The organism is Enterobacter sp. Acro-832, assembly GCF_011752745.1.
Classification (GTDB): Bacteria; Pseudomonadota; Gammaproteobacteria; order Enterobacterales; family Enterobacteriaceae; genus Enterobacter; species Enterobacter quasiroggenkampii.
In genome coordinates this window covers 68,084-89,332 of sequence record NZ_VWWX01000002.1, presented here as the reverse complement: position 1 = coordinate 89,332, position 21,249 = coordinate 68,084, and the positions used below count along the sequence as shown (strand labels likewise).

24 protein-coding genes are annotated in these 21,249 nt (G+C 55.2%); 13 read left to right on the top strand and 11 right to left on the bottom strand.

Annotation, left to right across the window (positions count from 1 at the left end; all coding sequences use genetic code 11):
- Nucleotides 1–125: 125 nt before the first annotated feature.
- On the bottom strand, nt 126–335 hold the full coding sequence (cspE, locus tag F3J31_RS06845) for a transcription antiterminator/RNA stability regulator CspE (protein WP_002439184.1): 210 nt from the start codon (nt 333–335) through the stop codon (nt 126–128).
- 190 nt (nt 336–525) lie between these two features.
- A complete protein-coding gene (gene pagP, locus F3J31_RS06840) occupies nt 526–1,143 on the bottom strand; it encodes a lipid IV(A) palmitoyltransferase PagP (protein ID WP_080474221.1) in 618 nt (205 codons plus the stop codon).
- Nucleotides 1,144–1,538: 395 nt separating this feature from the next.
- On the opposite strand from pagP, the gene dcuC reads away from it, so the two are divergent.
- Nucleotides 1,539–2,906 (top strand): anaerobic C4-dicarboxylate transporter DcuC, encoded by a 1,368-nt coding sequence (gene dcuC / locus F3J31_RS06835; RefSeq protein ID WP_048026951.1) that lies wholly within the window; start codon nt 1,539–1,541, stop codon nt 2,904–2,906.
- Nucleotides 2,907–3,000: 94 nt separating this feature from the next.
- Nucleotides 3,001–3,810: a ribonuclease I gene (gene rna / locus F3J31_RS06830; protein WP_167212161.1), complete on the top strand. Its 810-nt coding sequence runs from the start codon at nt 3,001–3,003 to the stop codon at nt 3,808–3,810.
- On the opposite strand, the gene F3J31_RS06825 is transcribed toward rna, so the two are convergent.
- Nucleotides 3,804–4,421, bottom strand: coding sequence for a flavin reductase family protein (locus tag F3J31_RS06825; protein WP_167212158.1), 618 nt, complete (start codon nt 4,419–4,421; stop codon nt 3,804–3,806). The genes rna and F3J31_RS06825 overlap by 7 nt on opposite strands.
- A gap of 245 nt (nt 4,422–4,666) precedes the next feature.
- Here F3J31_RS06825 and rnk point away from each other — a divergent pair, with 245 nt between their 5' ends.
- Together rnk and yldA are read left to right on the top strand one after the other, a co-directional pair.
- Nucleotides 4,667–5,077: a nucleoside diphosphate kinase regulator gene (gene rnk, locus F3J31_RS06820; protein WP_045261020.1), complete on the top strand. Its 411-nt coding sequence runs from the start codon at nt 4,667–4,669 to the stop codon at nt 5,075–5,077.
- A 139-nt stretch (nt 5,078–5,216) separates the two neighbouring features.
- Nucleotides 5,217–5,306, top strand: coding sequence for a small membrane protein YldA (gene yldA / locus F3J31_RS23500; RefSeq protein ID WP_008501020.1), 90 nt, complete (start codon nt 5,217–5,219; stop codon nt 5,304–5,306).
- Between the two features lie 10 nt (nt 5,307–5,316).
- Here the strand turns inward: yldA and F3J31_RS06815 are convergent, their stop codons facing one another.
- A complete protein-coding gene (locus tag F3J31_RS06815; protein ID WP_045909599.1) occupies nt 5,317–6,555 on the bottom strand; it encodes a zinc-dependent alcohol dehydrogenase in 1,239 nt (412 codons plus the stop codon).
- A gap of 180 nt (nt 6,556–6,735) precedes the next feature.
- Between F3J31_RS06815 and uspG the strand changes: the two genes are divergently transcribed.
- Complete coding sequence (uspG, locus tag F3J31_RS06810) at nt 6,736–7,164, top strand: universal stress protein UspG (protein ID WP_023310731.1); 429 nt, start codon at nt 6,736–6,738, stop codon at nt 7,162–7,164.
- Between the two features lie 60 nt (nt 7,165–7,224).
- On the opposite strand, the gene ahpF is transcribed toward uspG, so the two are convergent.
- Complete coding sequence (gene ahpF, locus F3J31_RS06805; RefSeq protein WP_045909600.1) at nt 7,225–8,790, bottom strand: alkyl hydroperoxide reductase subunit F; 1,566 nt, start codon at nt 8,788–8,790, stop codon at nt 7,225–7,227.
- Nucleotides 8,791–8,977: 187 nt separating this feature from the next.
- Nucleotides 8,978–9,541, bottom strand: coding sequence for an alkyl hydroperoxide reductase subunit C (ahpC, locus tag F3J31_RS06800; RefSeq protein ID WP_008501015.1), 564 nt, complete (start codon nt 9,539–9,541; stop codon nt 8,978–8,980).
- Between the two features lie 675 nt (nt 9,542–10,216).
- Here ahpC and F3J31_RS06795 point away from each other — a divergent pair.
- The 3 genes from F3J31_RS06795 to F3J31_RS06785 all read left to right on the top strand — a co-directional run bounded on the left by F3J31_RS06795 (nt 10,217) and on the right by F3J31_RS06785 (nt 13,107).
- Complete coding sequence (locus F3J31_RS06795; protein WP_063621137.1) at nt 10,217–11,116, top strand: LysR family transcriptional regulator; 900 nt, start codon at nt 10,217–10,219, stop codon at nt 11,114–11,116.
- A 156-nt stretch (nt 11,117–11,272) separates the two neighbouring features.
- Nucleotides 11,273–12,496 (top strand): phosphoadenosine phosphosulfate reductase, encoded by a 1,224-nt coding sequence (locus F3J31_RS06790; protein ID WP_167212156.1) that lies wholly within the window; start codon nt 11,273–11,275, stop codon nt 12,494–12,496.
- The gene (locus F3J31_RS06785) at nt 12,481–13,107 is read left to right on the top strand and encodes a ParB/RepB/Spo0J family partition protein (RefSeq protein WP_045909603.1); all 627 of its coding nucleotides are present in this window, start codon (nt 12,481–12,483) and stop codon (nt 13,105–13,107) included. The genes F3J31_RS06790 and F3J31_RS06785 overlap by 16 nt, the downstream gene beginning before the upstream one ends.
- Here F3J31_RS06785 and F3J31_RS06780 read toward each other — a convergent pair whose 3' ends face one another.
- A complete protein-coding gene (locus tag F3J31_RS06780) occupies nt 13,108–14,268 on the bottom strand; it encodes a pyridoxal phosphate-dependent aminotransferase (RefSeq protein WP_167212154.1) in 1,161 nt (386 codons plus the stop codon).
- A 123-nt stretch (nt 14,269–14,391) separates the two neighbouring features.
- Between F3J31_RS06780 and F3J31_RS06775 the strand changes: the two genes are divergently transcribed.
- From F3J31_RS06775 to F3J31_RS06765, 3 genes are read left to right on the top strand one after another with little or no spacing between them, the layout of a single operon-like run.
- Nucleotides 14,392–15,006, top strand: a complete 615-nt coding sequence (locus F3J31_RS06775) for a methylthioribulose 1-phosphate dehydratase (protein WP_032656195.1) — start codon at nt 14,392–14,394, stop codon at nt 15,004–15,006.
- Complete coding sequence (gene mtnC, locus F3J31_RS06770; protein ID WP_167212151.1) at nt 15,003–15,692, top strand: acireductone synthase; 690 nt, start codon at nt 15,003–15,005, stop codon at nt 15,690–15,692. The genes F3J31_RS06775 and mtnC overlap by 4 nt, the downstream gene beginning before the upstream one ends.
- Nucleotides 15,689–16,231 (top strand): acireductone dioxygenase, encoded by a 543-nt coding sequence (locus F3J31_RS06765; protein WP_167212148.1) that lies wholly within the window; start codon nt 15,689–15,691, stop codon nt 16,229–16,231. Before mtnC ends, F3J31_RS06765 begins: the two co-directional genes overlap by 4 nt.
- A gap of 140 nt (nt 16,232–16,371) precedes the next feature.
- Here the strand turns inward: F3J31_RS06765 and F3J31_RS06760 are convergent, their stop codons facing one another.
- Nucleotides 16,372–16,596 (bottom strand): helix-turn-helix transcriptional regulator, encoded by a 225-nt coding sequence (locus tag F3J31_RS06760; protein WP_048990019.1) that lies wholly within the window; start codon nt 16,594–16,596, stop codon nt 16,372–16,374.
- A gap of 106 nt (nt 16,597–16,702) precedes the next feature.
- Here F3J31_RS06760 and F3J31_RS06755 point away from each other — a divergent pair, with 106 nt between their 5' ends.
- Nucleotides 16,703–16,975 carry a helix-turn-helix transcriptional regulator gene (locus F3J31_RS06755; protein ID WP_045325706.1) on the top strand — a complete coding sequence of 91 codons (273 nt, stop codon included), beginning with the start codon at nt 16,703–16,705 and terminating at the stop codon, nt 16,973–16,975.
- A gap of 35 nt (nt 16,976–17,010) precedes the next feature.
- On the opposite strand, the gene F3J31_RS06750 is transcribed toward F3J31_RS06755, so the two are convergent.
- Nucleotides 17,011–17,490 carry an SRPBCC family protein gene (locus F3J31_RS06750; RefSeq protein WP_167212146.1) on the bottom strand — a complete coding sequence of 160 codons (480 nt, stop codon included), beginning with the start codon at nt 17,488–17,490 and terminating at the stop codon, nt 17,011–17,013.
- 42 nt (nt 17,491–17,532) lie between these two features.
- Nucleotides 17,533–18,549, bottom strand: a complete 1,017-nt coding sequence (gene mtnA, locus F3J31_RS06745) for an S-methyl-5-thioribose-1-phosphate isomerase (RefSeq protein ID WP_167212142.1) — start codon at nt 18,547–18,549, stop codon at nt 17,533–17,535.
- Nucleotides 18,550–18,653: 104 nt separating this feature from the next.
- On the opposite strand from mtnA, the gene mtnK reads away from it, so the two are divergent.
- On the top strand, nt 18,654–19,853 hold the full coding sequence (gene mtnK, locus F3J31_RS06740; protein WP_045909608.1) for an S-methyl-5-thioribose kinase: 1,200 nt from the start codon (nt 18,654–18,656) through the stop codon (nt 19,851–19,853).
- Between the two features lie 92 nt (nt 19,854–19,945).
- Here mtnK and F3J31_RS06735 read toward each other — a convergent pair whose 3' ends face one another.
- A complete protein-coding gene (locus tag F3J31_RS06735) occupies nt 19,946–21,187 on the bottom strand; it encodes an LVIVD repeat-containing protein (RefSeq protein WP_345790446.1) in 1,242 nt (413 codons plus the stop codon).
- Nucleotides 21,188–21,249: the final 62 nt, after the last annotated feature.

Genomic DNA, 21,249 nt, shown 5'->3' with positions numbered 1-21,249 from the left:
AGGCATGGTGTTGTTGAGCGTGCTGATCGTTGCAAGCTTCCTGAAAATGTATCTGCTTGGCTGATTCAAAACGAAAAAAACCCGCTCAGTGAGCGGGTTTTGAAATTCTTGCTGACGCGTCTGAATTACAGAGCGATTACGTTAGCAGCAGAAGGGCCTTTGGCACCGTTAGTGATTTCGAACTCTACACGCTGACCTTCAGCCAGAGTTTTGAAACCATTAGACTGGATTGCAGAGAAGTGTACGAACACGTCTTTGCTGCCATCTTCAGGAGTAATGAAACCGAATCCTTTGGACTCATTAAACCACTTAACGTTACCTTTAATCTTAGACATCAAAATTACCTTTACATTAAAAAACGACACAAATGCTGTGTCGGTTACCAGTACATCAATTGTGAGACCTTTTGTCCAGCGGATCTTTGATAAAAAGTGACTAAAGTCGCGTTAATTTTCACTGGCCGATTTTTATCGTTTATGAATCAACGCCTGCACGTTTTTTCACCAGACTATGACGTTTTTTCAGTTAAAACTGAAAACGCATCCAGGCGAAGTAAACGTTACCGTTGTTATACGTGCCCGGAATGTAGGTCATCTGGAACGTTGCGGGACCGTAGCCGATAGAAGCCAAAGGCAGCAGCACCGGGATCGGAATGTAGTTCCAGTTGTCACGCGCGGTGACCCCCGCGGTGTAGCCCAACCCAACATGGAAGTTCTCGTCGGCTAGCGGGCGCCAGGTTTTCTCCCAGCCGTAGCCTCCAATCGGCTCCCATTTATTAAAGGAGTCTTTAAAGGCCATCAGATAGATGCCATGCCAGTTTCCCTTTTCGTCCCAGCGCGACTGACCAAAACCGGCGCCCCACGGACGCTCGTTGTATTTATCGGTCTTCTCTTTGTCATATGCAAAACGCGCATGCCACGTTATTGCCGGAACATAGAGATCATAATGTTCCGGCGACGTCCAGGTCTGGGAGACATTATCCGTAAAGGTTGAGAACCATCCTTTATCCGTCGCGTTGTCCTCTGCCTGTGCAACAGAAGAAAACGTTAACTGCCCAAAAATAAACAATAAAATTGAGAAAAATGTATTACGTACGATCACAATGCAATTACCATTCTTAGTATTCGAGGCAAAGTTTACCATAAAATAGTTGAATCGAAGCTTAACGGCATCAGCGTTATTCCTAATTATTCGGCCTTTTTCCGGGAATATTCTTAATAAAACCGGACAGCAAGGTCGAATAAGCACATACAGGGTGGGCCTTTAGCCTGTTTCACCTTCTTTATCAGCAACATGCCGCATTATACAAAATATTAACAATCTGTTATCATTGTAAGGACATATTGCGCTATTTCTGACGGTCAAGACCCGCATGGCATAAATGTATGAGCCATGGCAAAAACACGGTTGTTCTGCTCTCTAGTCGTCTGTTTATTGATTTTAATCAGCAAGAACAGGCCATTTATTCGGCACATTTTCATCCTTCTTTTTTTTATTGATTTTTTGTGCTCCATAGCAGCAGAGATACAGGGGAAATCATGCTTACGTTATTCGAGCTCCTTATTGGAGTCGTCGTCATTGTCGGTGTCGCACGCTACATCATTAAAGGCTACTCGGCCACGGGCGTATTATTTGTTGGCGGTTTAACGCTGCTGATTATCAGCGCACTGATGGGGCATCAGGTGTTGCCTGCCAGCGCAACCAGCACCGGTTACACCGCCACCGATATTGTGGAATATATTAAAATATTGCTCATGAGCCGCGGCGGTGACCTGGGCATGATGATCATGATGCTGTGCGGTTTTGCGGCCTACATGACTCATATCGGCGCCAACGACATGGTCGTTAAGCTTGCCTCCAAACCCCTACAATACATCAACTCGCCGTATCTGCTGATGGTCGCCGCCTATTTCCTCGCCTGCCTGATGTCACTGGCCGTTTCGTCGGCTACCGGACTTGGCGTACTGCTGATGGCCACGCTGTTCCCGGTCATGGTGAACGTTGGTATCAGCCGCGGCGCGGCAGCAGCCATTTGCGCGTCTCCGGCTGCGATTATTCTCTCTCCGACCTCCGGCGACGTCGTGCTGGCGGCAAAGGCTGCGGAGATGTCGCTCATCGACTTCGCCTTTAAAACCACGCTGCCGATCTCAATCGTTGCCATAGTGGGCATGGGTATCGCGCATTTCTTCTGGCAGCGCTATCTCGATAAGAAAGAAAACATCAGCCATGAAATGATGGACGTGAGTGAAATCACCACCACCGCTCCCGCGTTTTATGCCATTCTGCCCTTCACGCCGATTATTGGGGTGCTGATTTTTGACGGCAAATGGGGCCCGCAACTGCACATTATCACCATTCTGGTTATCTGCATGCTGCTGGCTGCCGTGCTGGAATTTGTGCGTGGTTTTAACACGCAAAAGGTGTTCTCGGGTCTGGAAGTTGCCTATCGCGGCATGGCGGATGCCTTCGCTGGCGTGGTGATGCTGCTGGTGGCCGCGGGCGTTTTTGCCCAGGGTCTGAGCACCATCGGCTTTATCCAGAGCCTGATCTCTATCGCCACCTCGTTCGGATCGGCCAGTATTATCCTGATGCTGGTCCTGGTGGTACTCACCATGCTGGCGGCGATGACCACCGGTTCCGGTAATGCGCCTTTCTACGCTTTCGTTGAGATGATCCCGAAACTGGCCCACTCCTCCGGTATTAACCCGGCCTATCTCTCCATTCCCATGCTGCAGGCGTCAAACCTGGGCCGTACCATCTCCCCGGTATCAGGCGTGGTGGTTGCCGTTGCCGGGATGGCAAAAATCTCACCATTCGAAGTGGTAAAACGCACCTCCGTACCCGTTCTGGTTGGGCTGATTATCGTAATTATCGCCACGGAGGTGCTGGTTCCCGGCGCAGCCTAACCTAAATTAGGGATATCCAGAAAGCGCCTGCGGGCGCTTTTTGTGCTTTAATAACCCCCAGAAATTAATCACGCTCATTCGATCAGGAAATCATATGTTCAGGAAGGATATTGTTATCCCGTCTGGCGCAATCGCGCTTGCACTCTGTGTCTTCTCCACACAGGCAGAACCGCTCAAGGCAACCCAGTATGGCGATTTCGATCGCTATGTGCTGGCTCTGTCCTGGCAAACCGGGTTTTGCCAGAGCATGGTCGAGCGCAACCGCAATGAACCTGACGAATGTCGCCTGCAAAAAGAGCGCGAAAATAAAGCCGATTTTCTGACCGTTCACGGATTATGGCCCGGCCTGCCGAAATCCATTGCCGCACGCGGGGTAGATGAGCGTCGCTGGATGCGTTTCGGTTGCGCCACGCGTCCCATTCCGAACATGCCGGAAGTGAAGGCCAGCCGCAAATGCGAAGCCGCCGAAACCGGGCTGTCGCTTTCCGCTGCCGCAAAGCTCAACGACGTGATGCCGGGCGCGGGCGGTAACTCCTGCCTGGAGCGTTACGAATACGCTAAACACGGCGTCTGCTTTGGTTTCGATCCCGATGCCTATTTCGGCACGATGGTGCGGATGAATCAGGAAATTAAAAACAGTGCGGTCGGTAAATTCCTTGCCGGTCACTACGGGAAAACCGTCACTCGCAGCGATTTTGACAGTGCCGTGGCCAGGAGCTGGGGCAAAAAGAACGTCAAAGCGTTCAAGCTGACCTGCAGCGGCAACCCGGCTTATCTGACTGAGATGCAGATTTCGCTGAAGGCAGACACCATTAACAACCCGCTTTCTGCGACCTCATTTGCCCCGCAGCCACATCCGGGTAACTGCGGTAAACAATTTGTGATTGATAAAGCCGGCTACTGATCCACCGTTGGGCGCACCATATCAAACCGGTTTTCATCGCTGATGCCATAGTACGCCGTCGGCCCACCCGCACGCAGGATGGGCTGCGCTTTCGCCGTCTGGTATATCCCCTCTTCCAGCAGCGTTTCGGCAATATGGATACCGACCACTTCCCCCAGCACCAGCCACGTGTCTACCGGCGTACCGTCAGCCCCCGTCAACTGAATGCACTGCGACAGGCGACACTCAAAATTCACCGGGCTTTCTGCAACGCGAGGGGCGTTCACCAGCTGGCTGGCCGCTGTCGTGAGCCCGGCAAAGCTAAATTCATCCCGGTCGTGGGGAAGCATCGCGGAGGTTTGATTCATCGCCTGGGCAAGATCGCGCGTTGCCAGATTCCAGACAAACTCTTTTGTCTCAGTAATATTACGCACGCTGTCCTTCCAGCCATTGCTGGAAAAGCCGATGATCGGTGGGCGATAGTTAAAGCAGTTAAAGAAGCTGTACGGTGCGAGATTCAGCTGACCGGCCTTATCGCATGAGGAGATCCAGCCTATCGGACGCGGACCAATAATGGCGTTCAGCGGGTCATGCGGCAGGCCGTGTCCCTGAGACGGTTGATAGAAGTACATAATTCTCTCTCGTTGGCGGGCAACGCCCGGATTCAGGACACTCAGCGTAACGTATTCCGCCAGGAATGAAGACTGAATAAATTTCAGCAAAATTCATATGGCCCATGAATGTGACTTTCATCACTTCAAACTTGCGCGCTCAGCCAGTATCATCGGGAGAGTTAAACCCTCGCTGCCAGACGGCGAGGGTTTTCTTTTGGATCAGTTTCTGCGTAAGACGCAGCATTAACGACATGGAGTAAAAAATGTCCAGACCTACCATTATCATCAATGAGCTCGACGCAGAACGTATCGACAGGCTGCTGGAAAAAGCGGAGTTCGCCTCGCTCCCCGTGGCCGACGCCCTGAATGAGGAGCTCGACCGGGCACAGATGTGCACGCCTGAGACGATGCCGCATAACGTGGTCACCATGAACAGCCAGGTGAAATTCCGCAACCTGACCACCGGTGAAGAGTTGACCCGTACGCTGGTTTACCCCGCTCAGATGACCGACAGCAGCGCACAGCTATCTGTTCTGGCGCCTGTGGGTGCCGCACTGCTGGGGCTGCGTACGGGGGATACGATCCACTGGGAATTGCCGGGCGGTGCCTCGACCCATCTGGAAGTGCTGGAGCTGCTCTACCAGCCAGAAGCCGCGGGCGATTACCTGCGTTAATCTCTTCTGAATAAGCGCCTACCCGCTTTGCACAGAGGATGCAGCCGCATCCTCTTTCCGCAAATTCACCCGATTTTCCTATACCGCGCAAAATGGCCTTAATCCACGCTTAATCTGTTTTGGTGCCGCGGGGACGGTCATGAGTGAGATAGGCGTTATCACACTTATCTTTCTGATTTTTGTGGCGATTATCGTCACGGCCGTGCTCTATCTTGAACGCCACTGGTAAGCGAACATTCTCAGGCCACCCCACCCGGGAAGGCGTTCACCAGTCCCTTAACGGTCTGCTCTGCGGCTTCGGGCGTGTCTGCCCCCGGGACCAGAATCACCTTCCGGCACTCCTCCTCCCGTTTTTCGAAAATCTTATAGGCACGCTCCGCATCCGCAAGGGGGAGATAATGGGTCACGATCTCTTCCGGCGTAAGCAGCCCTTTTTCGATCAGCGGTAAAAGTTCCCCCAGCCAGGCATGGACGTGCGTCTGGCCCATCTTAAACGTCAGCCCCTTATCAAAGGCATCGCCAAACAGGAAGCCATGGATAAACCCTGCGTATACGCCGGGTACGCTGACCACCCCGCCGCGCCGCACGGCAGCAATGCACTGACGCAACGCTTTGCCGCTGCTGCCTTCAATTTTAAGATTGCTGAGGATCGTTTCCGTGGTGCTGCCTTTCGCTTCAAACCCGACCGCATCAATCACAGCGTCAACGCCGCGCTGGCCCGCGGTCTGCTCGATGATTTTTTCCGCGGCGTCGTTGTCATCATCGAAGTTGATGGGAATTGCACCGTATCGTGCCTCGGCAAATCGCAACCGGTAAGGATGGTGATCGATGACAAAGATCTGCTCAGCCCCCAGCAGCCGCGCACAGGCAATGGTCAGTAGCCCCACCGGCCCGGCACCGAAAACGGCTACGCTTGAGCCTTTTTCAATCTGTGCATTTTTTGCCGCCTGCCAGGCCGTGGGCAAAATGTCGGAAAGGAAAAGCGCTTTATCATCAGAAAGAAGCTGCGGGACTTTAAACGGCCCGACGTTCCCCTTTGGCACGCGAACGTATTCCGCCTGTCCCCCCGGCACACCGCCGTAGAGGTGGCTATAGCCAAACAGCGCTGCCGGCGCGGGGATTTGCTTTTTGTTCAGTGCAGCACCCTGCCCGGCGTTGGTATTCTCACAGGCCGCGTATTGCTGCAGACGACAGAAGAAACAGTCTCCGCAGGCGATGACAAAAGGGATCACCACGCGATCCCCTTTTTGCAAATTCTTGACCTCTGCACCGCACTCGACGATTTCCCCCATAAACTCATGGCCAAAAATATCGCCGTGCTGCACCTTCGGGATCTTTCCGCGGTAGAGATGCAAATCGGAGCCGCAGATAGCCGTGGCCGTGACGCGCAGAATGATATCGTCGGGCTGTTCGATGATGGGGTCGGGGACATTCTCGACGCGAACATGGTGTGGACCGTGATACGTAAGTGCTTTCATGCGACCTCCGAAAGGTTCCAGGTAAGTGTATAAGGGTAGCTACCCCTGAAGGTCTGCCCGTGAATACGGTTCTTTTGAGATTTATCCTGGCAAGATAAGAAAACTGACGGGGCGCTTACAGAAACCATGACTATTTTGTGGTTGAATGAGTACAGCGTTTATAAACAAGGAGAAACGGGTATGTATCAGAGAATCATTATGCCGGTTGATGTTTTTGAGATGGAGTTGAGCGACAAGGCCGTACGCCACGCGGAGTTCCTGGCGCAGCAGGACGGGGTCATCCATCTGTTGCACGTGCTCCCGGGCTCCGCCAGCCTGAGCCTGCACCGCTTTGCTGCCGATGTGCGCCGCTTCGAAGAGCATCTGCAGCACGAGGCGGAAACGCGCCTGCAAACCATGGTCAGCCACTTCAGTATCGACCCTTCACGGATCAAAACGCACGTCAGATTCGGCAGCGTACGTGATGCGGTAAATGAACTGGCGAACGAGCTGAAAGCAGACGTGGTGGTCATCGGTTCGCGCAACCCTTCTATTACCACGCATCTGCTGGGATCTAACGCCTCCAGCGTGATCCGCCACACGCATATACCGGTGATGGTCGTCAGATAAAAAAAGAGGCCACCTTTCGGTGGCCTCTCGCTATTGCAGGTGTAGCCTTACTTTCTTTTCTTATGCGGTTTTGGTGCGGATCAGGTAGTCAAACGCGCTCAGAGACGCCTTCGCCCCTTCACCCGTGGCGATAATGATCTGTTTGTACGGCACGGTGGTGCAGTCGCCCGCCGCAAACACGCCCTTCACGCTGGTTTCACACTTCGCATCAATGATGATTTCGCCCATGCGGTTGCGCTCAATCGCGCCTTCCAGCCAGGTGGTGTTTGGCAGCAGACCAATCTGCACGAAGATCCCTGAAAGCTGCACGCTGTGCACGTCGCCACTCACGCGGTCGCGGTATTCCAGACCGGTCACCTTGCTGCCGTCACCCTTCACTTCCGTGGTCTGCGCGTTCAGTATGATGTCGACGTTTTTCAGGCTGCGAACTTTGTCCTGCAGCACCTGGTCGGCTTTCATTTCTGGCGCGAACTCCAGCAGGGTGACGTGTTCAACAATCCCCGCCAGGTCGATAGCCGCTTCCACGCCGGAGTTTCCGCCGCCGATCACCGCCACGCGCTTGCCTTTGAACAGCGGGCCGTCGCAGTGCGGGCAGTAGGTCACGCCTTTGGTGCGATACTGATCTTCACCCGGGACGTTCATGTTGCGCCATTTCGCCCCGGTGGCAATGATGATGCTGCGTGCTTTCAGCACCGCGCCGGAGGCGGTTTCAATCTGGTGTAACCCCCCCTCAACCGCAGCAGGTACCAACTTGCTGGCGCTCTGGCTGTCGATCACGTCTACGTCGTAATCGCTGACGTGCGCCTTCAGCGCGCCGGCCAGTTTCTGGCCTTCGGTTTTCGGCACGGAGATATAGTTTTCAATGTCCACGGTATCCAGTACCTGGCCACCGAAGCGCTCGCCCATCAGGCCGGTACGGATCCCTTTACGCGCGGAGTACACTGCCGCCGCCGCGCCCGCCGGACCGGAACCGACAATCAGCACGTCATAGGCATCACGTTTGTTCAGCGCTTCTGCGGCACGTTTTTCGGCACCGGTATCCACTTTGGCGACGATTTCCGTCAGCGTCATACGACCCTGACCGAATTCCTGACCGTTCAGATACACCGCCGGAACGCCCATCACGTTGCGATCGGTGATTTCATTCTGGAAGGTACCGCCGTCAATTGCCGTGTGCTTGATGCGCGGGTTGAGGACCGACATCAGGTTCAGCGCCTGCACCACGTCCGGACAGTTGTGGCAGGAGAGCGAGTAATAGGTTTCAAACTCAAAATCACCGTCGATATCGCGGATCTGCTCCAGCAGCGCCTGCGCCTCTTTCGACGGATGACCGCCGGTCCACAGCAGCGCCAGCACCAGCGAGGTAAATTCATGCCCCAGCGGCGAGCCGGCAAAACGCGGCCCCAGCTCAGAGCCTGGGTTAGTAATCAGGAAAGAAGGCTTACGGACGTTAAGCGAGTTATCTTCTTTGAAGGTCACTTTTGGCGACAGTTCGGCGATCTCAGCCAGCAGTTCTTTGATCTCTGCCGATTTCGCGCTGTCGTCCAGCGTGGCAATCAGCTCAACGGGTTTAGTCAGTTTCTCAAGGTAGGCCTTGAGCTGGGTTTTCATATTTGTGTCGAGCATTATTCTTCCCTCTCTTAAGACGTCATCATGCAAGCTGCCTTATGCGGGCGGCCTGAATGCAACTTGCATCATGGTGCTGGAATAAAATGGGCGCGGGTGCGCCCATTGATTGCCGGGTGGCACTTCGTTTACCCGGCCTACGATACTGTAGGCCTGTGCAAGCGTAGCGCCGCCAGGCTTTACAGACTTAGATCTTGCCGACCAGGTCCAGAGATGGTGCCAGCGTTGCTTCGCCTTCTTTCCATTTAGCCGGGCACACTTCACCTGGGTGAGAAGCGACATACTGCGCTGCTTTCACTTTACGCAGCAGGTCAGACGCATCACGGCCGATACCTTCAGCGGTAACTTCGATAGCCTGGATAATGCCCTGCGGGTCAACGACGAAGGTCGCGCGGTCTGCCAGGCCTTCATCTTCACGCATGTTGTCGAAGTTACGGGTCAGGGCGCCAGTCGGGTCACCGATCATCGCGTATTTGATTTTGGCGATGGTTTCAGAGCTGCTGTGCCACGCTTTGTGGGTGAAGTGGGTATCGGTAGACACAGAGTAAACGTCTACGCCCAGCTTCTGCAGTTCGTCGTAATGGTCAGCCACGTCGCCCAGTTCGGTCGGGCAAACGAAGGTGAAGTCAGCCGGATAGAAGAAGAAGACGCTCCAGCGACCTTCGGTATCTTTCTCGGTTACTTCGATGAACTCACCGTTTTTGAACGCCTGGTTTTTGAAAGGTTTAATTTTAGTGTTAATCAAAGACATCTGTACTTCCTCCGTGTTTTCGTTGAGATGTAAGGTAACCAACTTTATCCATCGGGGCTAATGCGTATGCTTTATCAAATCAATCAGCCAAACCTTACAACTCCAACAAGACAACGTTGTGAACTGAATTAACGGAAAGCCTGAACGTAAAAAGGCCGCCCTGGTGGGCGGCCCTGATACCTGAACTTTCCACAGGAACTTTCAGTGCCAGCCTGGACTGGCGTTGCGTTGCGCTCTACATACCTTATATCAGGCCGTAACAGCGGTTTGATTACAGCACCGGTTTTCAGTTTGGGCAATCCGTCACGCCGGCATTCCGCCCTATGGCTGCGATAGGTTTTACCGAATAACGCTCGCGTCTGCCCGACGCAACGAAAGAATTAATAATGAGAATGGATTGCAATAAGTGGTCAGACTGGTAGCCAGCGCTAAAGTGGCAATAATGCGTCACAGCGAATGTATAACCGGGAGTGCTTATTTGAGCACAACGCCGCACGTTTTAAAGATAAAAATATCTTAATAACGGCTGAAGTTCTATTTCAATAATCCAGCCTCGTGATATATTAAGCTTGAATTCAAAATATAATAAGCAGGTTAATCACAAGGATTGTAAATGATTAACTTCGAACTATAGTTATCAGTTATGAGATGACAACAACACACTCAGGATGATCCATGGCAAATCTTTATGACCTTAAAAAATTCGATCTCAATCTGTTAGTCATTTTTGAGTGCATTTATCAGCACCTCAGCATTAGCAAGGCAGCGGAAACACTCTATATCACGCCCTCTGCGGTGAGCCAGTCACTGCAACGCCTGCGTACGCAGCTGAATGACCCGCTTTTTATTCGTTCAGGTAAAGGTATCACCCCGACGACCGTGGGGATCAACCTGCATCATCATCTGGAAGAAAACCTTAATCATATTGAACAGACCATCAATATCCTGAATAACGCGCAGATCAAAAAGAGCTTTGTCATCTACTGCCCGCAGATTCTGGTCCAGGGGCGATTGGGCGACCTGCTAAGGTCTCTGCTTGCGGACGGAAATTACGAGATAGAACATAATGATGTGGTCTTATCGCCTGAGTCGGCCGAGGATCTGCTCGCCTACCGCAAGGCCGATCTGGTGTTTAGTTTTGCGCCGGTTAACAGCCGCTCTATCGTCTGTACCCGCTTTATCCAGTTTTCGGCACAGCTGGTCTGCTGCAAAGAGCACCCCCGCCTTGGCGATAGCGCAACGCTTGAGGAGCTCTGCCAGGAAAAATTCACGCTGATGCGCAGCCAGGAGAACGGCATAAAGGACTTCCAGCAGCAATCGAACGTTCTCCTTCCGGAACGGAATTTCTGCTTCCGCAGCGACTCGCTGATTTCGATTATGAATATTATTGGCATGAGTGATTTAGTCGGTTTTGTTCCAACCGCAATGTTTGAGCGATATAAAGACATTCTCAACCTGAAGCGCGTCGCCTTGCCTTTCACGGTTCCGAAATTAGATATTTTTATGCTATATAATCGTTCAGCGTTAAACAGCAGCGTGTTTTCGCAATTCATTGAAAAAATCGAAGTGGAATAATTTCCGATATTGCCCGAATACTTTTTAATTACATTTGGGCAACAATCCAGGCATGGATAAATCGCATTATTCCGGTTTCGCTTTAATATCTTTACTATTCATGTTTAATTAGCGTAAATAAAAGCCCCGACAGTCATCCTCAGGAAGAGATTGCACATGTCACTGTATAAACATCCCCTGCAGCTTAACGTGCTGGAGGCCGCGCAGGCGCGCATCGACTGGACGTTCGCCACTTTTTCCCGCATCTGCGTCTCCTTTTCCGGCGGCAAAGACTCCACCGTCATGCTGCATCTCACCGCGCAAATGGCCCGGGCGCAAAAGCGAAAAATCAGCGTGCTGTTTATAGACTGGGAGGCTCAGTTCTCCTGCACCATTGAGCACGTTAATGCGCTACGCGAATGCTACCGGGACGTCATCGAGCACTTTTACTGGGTGGCGCTTCCGCTGACCACGCAGAATTCGCTCTCACAGTATCAGCCGGAATGGCAGTGCTGGGCGCCGGGCGTGCACTGGGTGCGCCAGCCGCCGGAAGATGCCATCACCGCTGCCGATTATTTTGATTTTTACCAGGCGGGAATGACCTTTGAAGCGTTTGTCCGCTCGTTTTCCGACTGGTTTGCCCTGCACCGGCCAGCAGCCATGCTGGTAGGCATCCGCGCCGATGAATCCTACAACCGGTTTTTGACCATTGCCAACAACCGCAAGCAGCGCTTCGCGGACGATAAGCCCTGGACAACCACCGCCCCCGGCGGGCACGCGTGGTACGTCTATCCTCTCTACGACTGGAAAACCGCAGACATCTGGACATGGTTTGCAAAATCCGGGTGCAGCTATAACCCGCTCTACAACCTCATGTTTCAGGCGGGCGTCCCGCCGCGCTATATGCGCATCTGCGAACCCTTCGGCCCGGAACAGCGCCAGGGGCTCTGGCTCTATCACGTTCTCGAGCCCGAGCGCTGGGCCGCGATGTGCGAGCGCGTCAGCGGCGTGCGCAGCGGCGGTATCTACGCCGGGCAGGACAACCATTTTTACGGCCACCGCAAAATCCTCAAACCCGGGCACCTCGGCTGGCGCGACTACGCCATGCTCCTGCTGGACAGCATGCCGCAAAACACGGCTGAGCATTACCGCAATAAAATCGCGATCTATCTGCACTGGTATCAAAAGAGAGGCATGCCGGATATTCCCGAGACGCAGGAGGGCGATATCGGCGCCAAAGACATCCCCTCATGGCGCCGTATTTGTAAGGTTTTACTTAATAATGACTACTGGTGCAGGGCGCTGTCGTTCAGCCCAAATAAACCCAAACATTATCAGCGCTACAGCGACAGAGTGAAGGCGAAACGCAAGGAGTGGGGCATTTTATGCGACAAAGAATAATTACCGAGATCGAAACGTACCTGCAGTCACTTTCCGAAGAGGATCGGATTAACGCCATCAATGCCTTTCGTGAAGCGATCCATCGACACAGTCCTTTTCGTGAGCAACCGATAGACTGCGTGCTCTGGATCAAACAGGACGCGATTATCGCTAACGACTACAACCCCAATAACGTTGCCCCTCCAGAAAAACGGCTGCTCACCAGGTCGCTGGAACTCGATGGCTTCACCCAACCTCTTGTCGTAACGGAAAGTGAACCGCAACATTACGAAATTGTGGATGGTTTCCATCGCCATGAAATCGGCAAAAATCGGGCGGCGTTAAAGCGTCAGCTCAAGGGATATCTCCCCGTCACCTGCCTGCGCCAGGACCGACAGGAAAAGCATGACCGTATGGCCGCCACGATCCGTCACAACCGGGCGCGGGGTCGGCACCAGATTAACGCCATGTCAGAGATCGTGCGCGAACTGGCACAGCTCGGCTGGAATGATGAGCGAATTGGCAAAGAGCTCGGAATGGACAGCGACGAGGTGCTGCGCCTCAAGCAAATCAACGGTCTGCTGGCGCTGTTTGCAGACCGTCGCTATTCCGAAGCCTGGACGGTGAAATAATCAGAGCGTGTTCAAACGCTCTGCCGCCGCCAGCAGCGTCGATTCCTGCTTGGCAAAGCAAAGACGGATCAGCTTGTGTGGGAAGGGATCGGCGCAGAATACCGACAGCGGAATGGCGGCCACTCCCACCTCTTTTGTCAACCACTGGCAAAAGCTGACGTCATCCAGATCGGAAATCGCACTGTAGTCCGCGAGCAGGAAATAGGTTCCTTCAGACGGCAAAATTTCCAGGCGGCTTTGACTCAGCGCCGTCACGAACAGATCCCGACGTTCACGGTAGAAACGCGGCAGCGCGCGATAATGCTCGGGCTCCGCGCGCAGCATATCCGCCAGGGCTAGTTGAGCCGGCGTGTTCACGGCAAAGGTCAGGTACTGATGTACCTTGCGCAGCTCAGCGCTAATGGCGGCCGGTGCGACGCAGTAGCCCACTTTCCAGCCGGTCATATGGTAGGTCTTACCGAACGACGAGACGGCGATAGCGCGCTCGCGAAGCTGCGGATGGGCCAGCACGCTGGCGTGTCCCTCTTCTGCAAAGCAGATGTGCTCGTAAACTTCATCGCTCAGCACGTAAATTTCACGTTCAGCAATGGCCTGCCACAGCGCGGCGAAGTCCGTTTTCTGCCATACCGTCGCGGACGGGTTATGCGGGGTATTCAGGATCACCAGACGGGTTTTATCACTCAGCAGCGCAGCAAATGCCTGCCAGTCAGGGCGGAAATGCGGTGGCTGTAACGCCACGCGTTTCACCACGCCGCCGGAAAGTTCAACCGCAGGCGCATAGCTGTCGTAGCTCGGGTCAAAGCAGATCACTTCATCGCCCGCGCGCACCAGCGCGGTGATGGCCGCGTACAGCGCTTCGGTCGCCCCTGCCGTCACCGTGATGTCGCTGTTCGCATCGGGCTTATGACCATACAGCTCAGCCGTTTTGTCGGCAATGGCTTCCCGCAGCGCCTGTACGCCCGTCATTGGCGCATACTGATTCGCCCCCTGCGCCACGTGATACGCTAAACGCGCCTGCAGATAAGCCGGGCCGTCGAAATCCGGGAACCCCTGCGAAAGGTTAATGGCGTTGTGCTGCTGCGCCAGAGCGCTCATCTGCGTAAAGATGGTGGTACCGAGATTGGGAAGTTTACTTTGCGGAATCAAGGCGTTAATGCTCATTGTGTTGTGCCTGCTTGTAATACTTATGTTGCTGCCACTATAACACGATGTTAGTCTTTGGCAATCAAGACGCTTAGACGTCTAAACAATATGAATATTCCTGTCCGAGAGGGTAAAAGGAAAATGACAGACAACCTGCAACTCACGCATCTGGTCGACGCCTGCCGCTGGATCGGCGCCAAAGGCTGGGCACCCGCCACTGGCGGCAACATGTCGGTGCGTCAGGACGAACATCTCTGCTGGCTCAGCGAATCCGGCAAAGACAAAGGTAGCCTCACAACCGATGACTTTCTGCAGGTGGAGATCGCCACCAACCGCGCGCCGTCCGGTCGTAAACCGTCGGCGGAGACCGGGCTGCACACGCTGATTTATCGTCTGTTCCCTGAGGCCAACGCCGTCCTGCACGTTCACACGGTTAACGCCACGGTGCTGTCCCGTCTGGTCAAAGAAGCCGAGCTCAGCATCAGCGGCTTTGAGATGCAAAAATCCCTCACCGGACAGACTACGCATCTGGACACGGTGGCTATTCCGGTCTTCGATAACGACCAGGATATTGACGCCCTCGCCTCACGAATCGCCCATTACGCGCAGGAACGTCCGCTTAATTATGGTTTTCTTCTGCGTGGCCATGGCTTAACCTGCTGGGGACGCGATGTGGCCGAAGCCCGCCGTCATCTGGAAGGACTGGAATTCCTGTTTGAATGTGAAATGCGTTTACGACAACTGGAGAGAGTATGATTCGCGCGATTGTGACGGATATTGAAGGGACCACCAGCGATATTCGTTTTGTCCATGATGTTTTGTTCCCCTACGCGCGTGAGCGGCTGGCGGCCTTCGTGACCGCTCAGCAGTACGCCGAGCCGGTGAAATCCATTCTGGACAACCTGCGTGATGAAATCGCTAACCCACACGCCAGCGTCAGCGAGCTTATCGACGCCCTGTTTGCCTTTATGGATGAAGACCGCAAATCGACCGCGCTCAAAGCGCTGCAGGGGATCATCTGGCATGACGGCTACGTCAACGGCGACTTTACCGGCCATCTCTACCCGGACGTGCTGCCCGCGCTGGAAAAATGGAAAGCGCAAGGGATTGATCTCTATGTTTATTCCTCTGGCTCCGTCGCTGCGCAGAAACTGTTATTTGGCTACAGCGACGAAGGTGATATTACTCATCTGTTCAGCGGCTATTTCGACACCCACATCGGCGCCAAGCGCGAGGTGCAGTCTTATCAGAACATTGCGGCGCAAACGGGCATAGCCCCGTCGCAGATCCTCTTCCTCTCCGATATTCATCAGGAGCTGGACGCGGCTGAACAGGCAGGTTTTCGTACCCTGCAGCTGATTCGCGGTGATGATGACGGCGCAAGCCACCACCATCAGGTCCACCAGTTTGACGAGATTAACCCGGAGAAGATCCCTTCATGAGCACATTGACCATTTATTCCGACAAAGACGCCAGTCAACACCAGTGGCACAGCACCGACGCCGCCGAGATTGCCCAACAGCTCAACGCGAAAGGCGTGCGGTTTGAACGCTGGGCGGCGGATCGCGATTTAGGACACGATCCCGCCCCTGAAGCCGTGATCGCGGCGTATCAACATGCGATCGACAAACTGGTCGCAGAGAAGGGTTACCAGAGCTGGGACGTGATCAGCCTGCGCGCCGATAATCCGCAGAAAGACGCGCTGCGCGCGAAGTTCCTGAACGAACACACCCACGGCGAAGACGAAGTACGCTTTTTCGTAGAAGGCGCGGGCTTGTTCTGCCTGCACATTGGCGATGAGGTGTATCAGGTGCTGTGCGAGAAAAACGACCTGATCTCCGTGCCCGCAGGCACGCCGCACTGGTTTGATATGGGCTCAGAGCCGAACTTTACCGCCATTCGTATTTTCGATAACCCGGAAGGCTGGGTGGCCCAGTTTACCGGTAACGCCATTGCGGATGCGTATCCGCGCCTCGCTTGATCTTTTCGCCCTCTCACTGTGAACTGAGGGAACCACACAAAGTCATGCGAGCACTGTGCTATCCCCTCGCCCCTCCGGGGAGAGGGTTAGGGTGAGGGGAACATACGGCTCAGGTGGTCAGTTCCATATTCAGGCATTAATTAAATACTGGTGATGATCCTCTGCACATCAGCGCCAACCAGCCTCGCCAGATGCACAAACTCCACCACATCTAACCTGCGCTCACCGTTTTCCACTTTTGCAATAAACGATTGTGGTTTACCCAGCGCCTCAGCAAGCTGCGCCTGAGTAATGCCCTTCTCTTTACGCGCTTTCTTCAACGCATTGATAACTCGCTGATATTCATCCGAATAAACTGAGGCCATTGTTCCGATTCCATACAAATATCCTGAAATCGAATATCCTCCTATTGCCTTTTTATCCCAAAACAGGATAATTGAGCGCGTAATGAGCACACGTAAGGAGGACACTATGCGTCATCAGAACTGGCATCCTGCCGATATCATTGCCGCACTAAAGAAACATGGAACAAGCCTGGCTGCGTTGTCCCGAAAGGCTGGCCTTTCCTCATCCACATTGGCAAACGCGCTTACCCGACCGTGGCCCAAAGGTGAATTGCTTATCGCTCAGGCGCTAGACATTCCACCCGATGTGATATGGCCGGAAAGATATTTTGACGAAAAGGGAGCGCCAGTATTTCGTCAGATGAGGAATACCAAAAAGAGAAACCTTTCTTCGACTTGATCAATGAATTCTCCCCCTCACCCCAACCCTCTCCCTCAAGGGAGAGGGGGTCGAAGAGACTTCACATACTCCACCAGCTGATCCAGCACTATCCCCCACCCTTCGTGGAAGCCCATCTGCTCGTGCTGCTCGCGGATTTCCTTCGTGGGGTGGCGCGCAATCGCCGTATAGCGGGTTTTGCCCTCGCCCACCTCTTCCAGCAGCAGGATCGCCGTCATAAACGGCTTCTCGGCCGGTTTCCAGCCTTCGGTATAGCCGTCGGTAAAGACCAGCTTTTTTCCCGGGTCGATTTCAAGGAACACACCCCGGTTATCCATCCGCTGACCGTCCACCTCAAACACGGTGTTGAACCGTCCGCCCACGCGGAGGTCAAGGTCGCATTCGGTCACCTTATGGGGAGCAGGAATGAAGAAGTTTTTGATATGCTCGGGCGTAGTCCAGCAGAGCCACAGCAGGTCGCGCGGGGCATCCACCACGCGCTCCAGTTTTAAGTCTGTTTCAGGATCGAGCGTCACGATATTGTCCTCTTAAGGGAACCCCTTAAAGGATAGCCGGACTCAGGCGAATTTGCCGTTTGCCACCGATTCCGGCGTGACCACACCCGTATCCAGCACCCAGCCGCTAATCAGCGAGGCGGGCGTTACGTCAAACGCCGGGTTGTAAACTTGCGCGTTTTCCGGCGCCCACTGCACCGCGCCAAAGCTTCCGGCGACGCCCGTCACCTCGCTGGCGGCGCGCTGCTCAATCGGGATCGCGTCGCCGTTTGGGCAATCCGGGTCGAGGGTCGTTTGCGGCGCGGCCACGTAGAACGGGATGCCGTGGAATTTTGCCAACACCGCCAGGGAATAGGTGCCAATCTTGTTCGCTACATCGCCGTTGGCAGCAATGCGGTCTGCACCCACCCACACGGCGTCCACCTGCCCTTTCGCCATCAGGCTGGCGGCCATAGAATCGGTAATCAGCTGATACGGCACGCTCAGCTCGCCGAGCTCCCACGCGGTCAATCTACCGCCCTGCAGCAGCGGACGGGTTTCATCGACCCAGACGTTGCTGACCTTGCCTTCCTGGTGCGCGCGAGCAATCACCCCCAGCGCGGTGCCGACACCCGCCGTTGCCAGCCCGCCGGTGTTGCAGTGGGTCAACAGGCGGCTGCCGGGCTTCACCAGCGCGCTGCCCGCTCTCGCAATGGCGTCACAGAGTCGTTTGTCTTCGTCGATCAGGCGCAGCGCCTCCGCCACCAGCGCCGGAACATACTCTTCCTGCCACAGCGCCAGCTTCATGCGGTCAAGGTTGTTCATCAGGTTCACCGCCGTCGGGCGGGATGCGCGCAGGGTTTCCAGCGCAACCGCCAGCTCGTCACGGCTTTTGCCGTTTTCCGCCAGCAGCGCCAGCAGCAGACTTGCAGAGAGACCGATCAGCGGCGCGCCGCGCACCCGCAGGGCGTGAATATGCCCCACCAGCGCCTCTACCGTTGAGGCATCCAGCCAGCGTTTCTCCTGCGGAAGGGCCTGCTGGTCGAGAATAAAGAGCTGATTATCCGCTACCCGCAGGCTGGTCGTCTGTAATGTCTGCATGTCGTTAATTCCCTGTTGCGTTGTTGTAGCACATTGTGTCAGGATGAAATCCAGATGTATAGACGTCTACATGTCTTTATTAGCAAACCCGTGAGGAGCAGGCCATGTCGCAATACCGTACCTTTACCGCTCAGGACGCCGTGGAATATGCCAGGCAGTTTGGCGGCCTTGACGATCCTTCATCGCTGGTGGAGGCGCAGGAGGTAGGCGACGGCAACCTCAATCTGGTGTTCAAAATCTTCGACAGCGCGGGCGTGAGCCGCATCATCGTTAAGCAGGCGCTGCCCTACGTGCGCTGCGTCGGAGAGTCCTGGCCGCTGACGCTGGACCGCGCCCGTCTGGAGGCGCAAACCCTGGTCGAGCACTACCGGCACAGCCCGCAGCACACGGTGAAAATCCACCACTTTGACCCGGAACTGGCGGTGATGGTGATGGAAGATCTCTCCAGCCATCGCATCTGGCGCGGCGAGCTGATCAAAAATAATTATTACCCTCAGGCGGCGCGTCAGCTGGGTGAATACCTCGCGCACGCGCTGTTCCACACCAGCGATTTCTACCTGCACCCGCACGAGAAAAAAGCGCAGGTGGCGAAATTCATCAACCCGGAGATGTGCGAGATCACCGAAGATCTGTTCTTCAACGATCCGTACCAGATCCACGAACGCAACAGCTACCCGGCAGAGCTGGAAAATGACGTCGCCGCGCTGCGCGACGACGCCCAGCTGAAAATTGCCGTGGCCTCCCTGAAGCATCGCTTCTTTTCTCAGGCTGAAGCCCTGCTGCACGGAGACATTCACAGCGGCTCGATTTTTGTGGCCGACGGTAGCCTAAAGGCCATCGACGCCGAGTTCGGCTATTTCGGCCCGATGGGCTTTGACGTCGGCACCGCCATCGGCAACCTGCTGCTTAACTTCTGCGGCCTGCCGGGGCACCTGGGCATTCGCGATGCCGCCGCCGCCCGCGAACAGCGCCTGACCGATATTCAGGAACTGTGGAACACCTTCGCGGAGCGCTTCCAGGCGCTGGCACACGAGAAAACACGCGACGCCGCGCTCAGCGCGCCGGGCTATGCCTCCGCCTTCCTGAAAAAGGTCTGGCATGATGCCATCGGTTTCTGCGGCACCGAGCTGATTCGCCGCAGCGTCGGGCTTTCCCACGTCGCGGATATCGACACCATTCAGGACGAGGCGATGCGCCACGAATGCCTTCGCCACGCGATAACGCTCGGCAAGGCGCTGATTGTTATTGCCGACCGTATCGACAGCGCGGAAGATCTGGTGGCGCGAGTGCGGCAGTACAGCTGAGTGCCGGCTTTGTGCCCGGTGGCGCTGCGCTTACCGGGCCTACGGCTGCAAAATGTAGGCCGGGTAAGGCGAAGCCACCACCCGGCAAAAACTCATCCCAAATACTCAATCACCGACAGCCCACCGTTATAATCCGTGCTGTAGATAATTCCCTGCGCATCCACGAACACGTCACACGACTGGATCACCTGCGGGCGATTCGGGCGGGTATCCATCATTTTCGCCGGCGCGGCAGGCACCAGCGCCCCCGTTTCAACCGGACGATACGGATTGGAAATGTCATACGCGCGCACGCCCGCATTCTGATACGTGGCAAAAATCAGCGTGGAGCTGACAAAGCTCCCCGGCCGGTTTTCGTGCAGGTTGTGCGGCCCGAAATGCGCCCCTTTCGCCACGTAGTCAGTTTCGTCCGGCTGCGGGAAGGTAGAGATGCTTATCGGGTTCGACGGCTCGCGGATATCAAACAGCCAGATGAGCTTCTCCCCGTCCTCCTGGTTGTCGAGCACCGCTTCATCCAGCACCACCAGCAGATCGCGGTCCGGCAGCGGCAGCGCGGTGTGCGTGCCACCGCCAAACGGCGGACTCCAGTTACGGTGGCTAATGAGCTTAGGCCGGGTACGATCCTTCACGTCCAGCAGCGTCAGGCCGCCGTCGCGCCAGCTGCCGTACGCAGTATCGCCGGCAATAATCGCATGGTGGAGCGCGTAGCGTTTCCCTTCCGGCCAGTTCGGCTGTTCACCTTCGGCCTGGTTCATCCCCGGCAGCCACCAGCGCCCTGCCACCTCAGGCTTACGCGGGTCGGCCAGATCGATCGTCAGAAAGATGTAGTCGGTAAAACCGTCGATCAGCGCCGACACGTACGCCCAGCGGCCACCGACGTACCAGATGCGGTGAATGCCAATTCCGCTCAGCGACAGAAAGCCGATTTCGCGCGGCCTGTCCGGCGTGGAGATATCAAACACGCGCAGCCCGGCGCTCCAGCCTTTGTCCTGCACGTCGCGGACAGTCTCGCCCACCTGGCGGGTGTAGTAGACCTTTTCGTCGGCAAAGCGGGCATCGGCAAACAGATCCCGGGCGTTGATGACCAGCAGCAGGTCATCATGCGCCTGCAGATGCACGTTCCAGGTGCCGGGCGGCGCGGGCACGTAGCCCACCGCTTTCGGTTTTTTCGGGTCGCGCACGTCGACAATCGAAAAGCCCTGCGACACCATATGGCCGATATAAGCGAAACCGCGGTGCACCATCAGTTGCACGCCGTCCGGGCGACCGCCCTGATCGCTATGGCCAATCAGCCGCATGTTGCGGCTGTATTCGGGAGGGGGTAAATGAGTCACCTTGAGCTCCTTTCGCCCGGTGGCGCTGCGCTTACCGGGCCTACGGGTGCGAAATGTAGGCC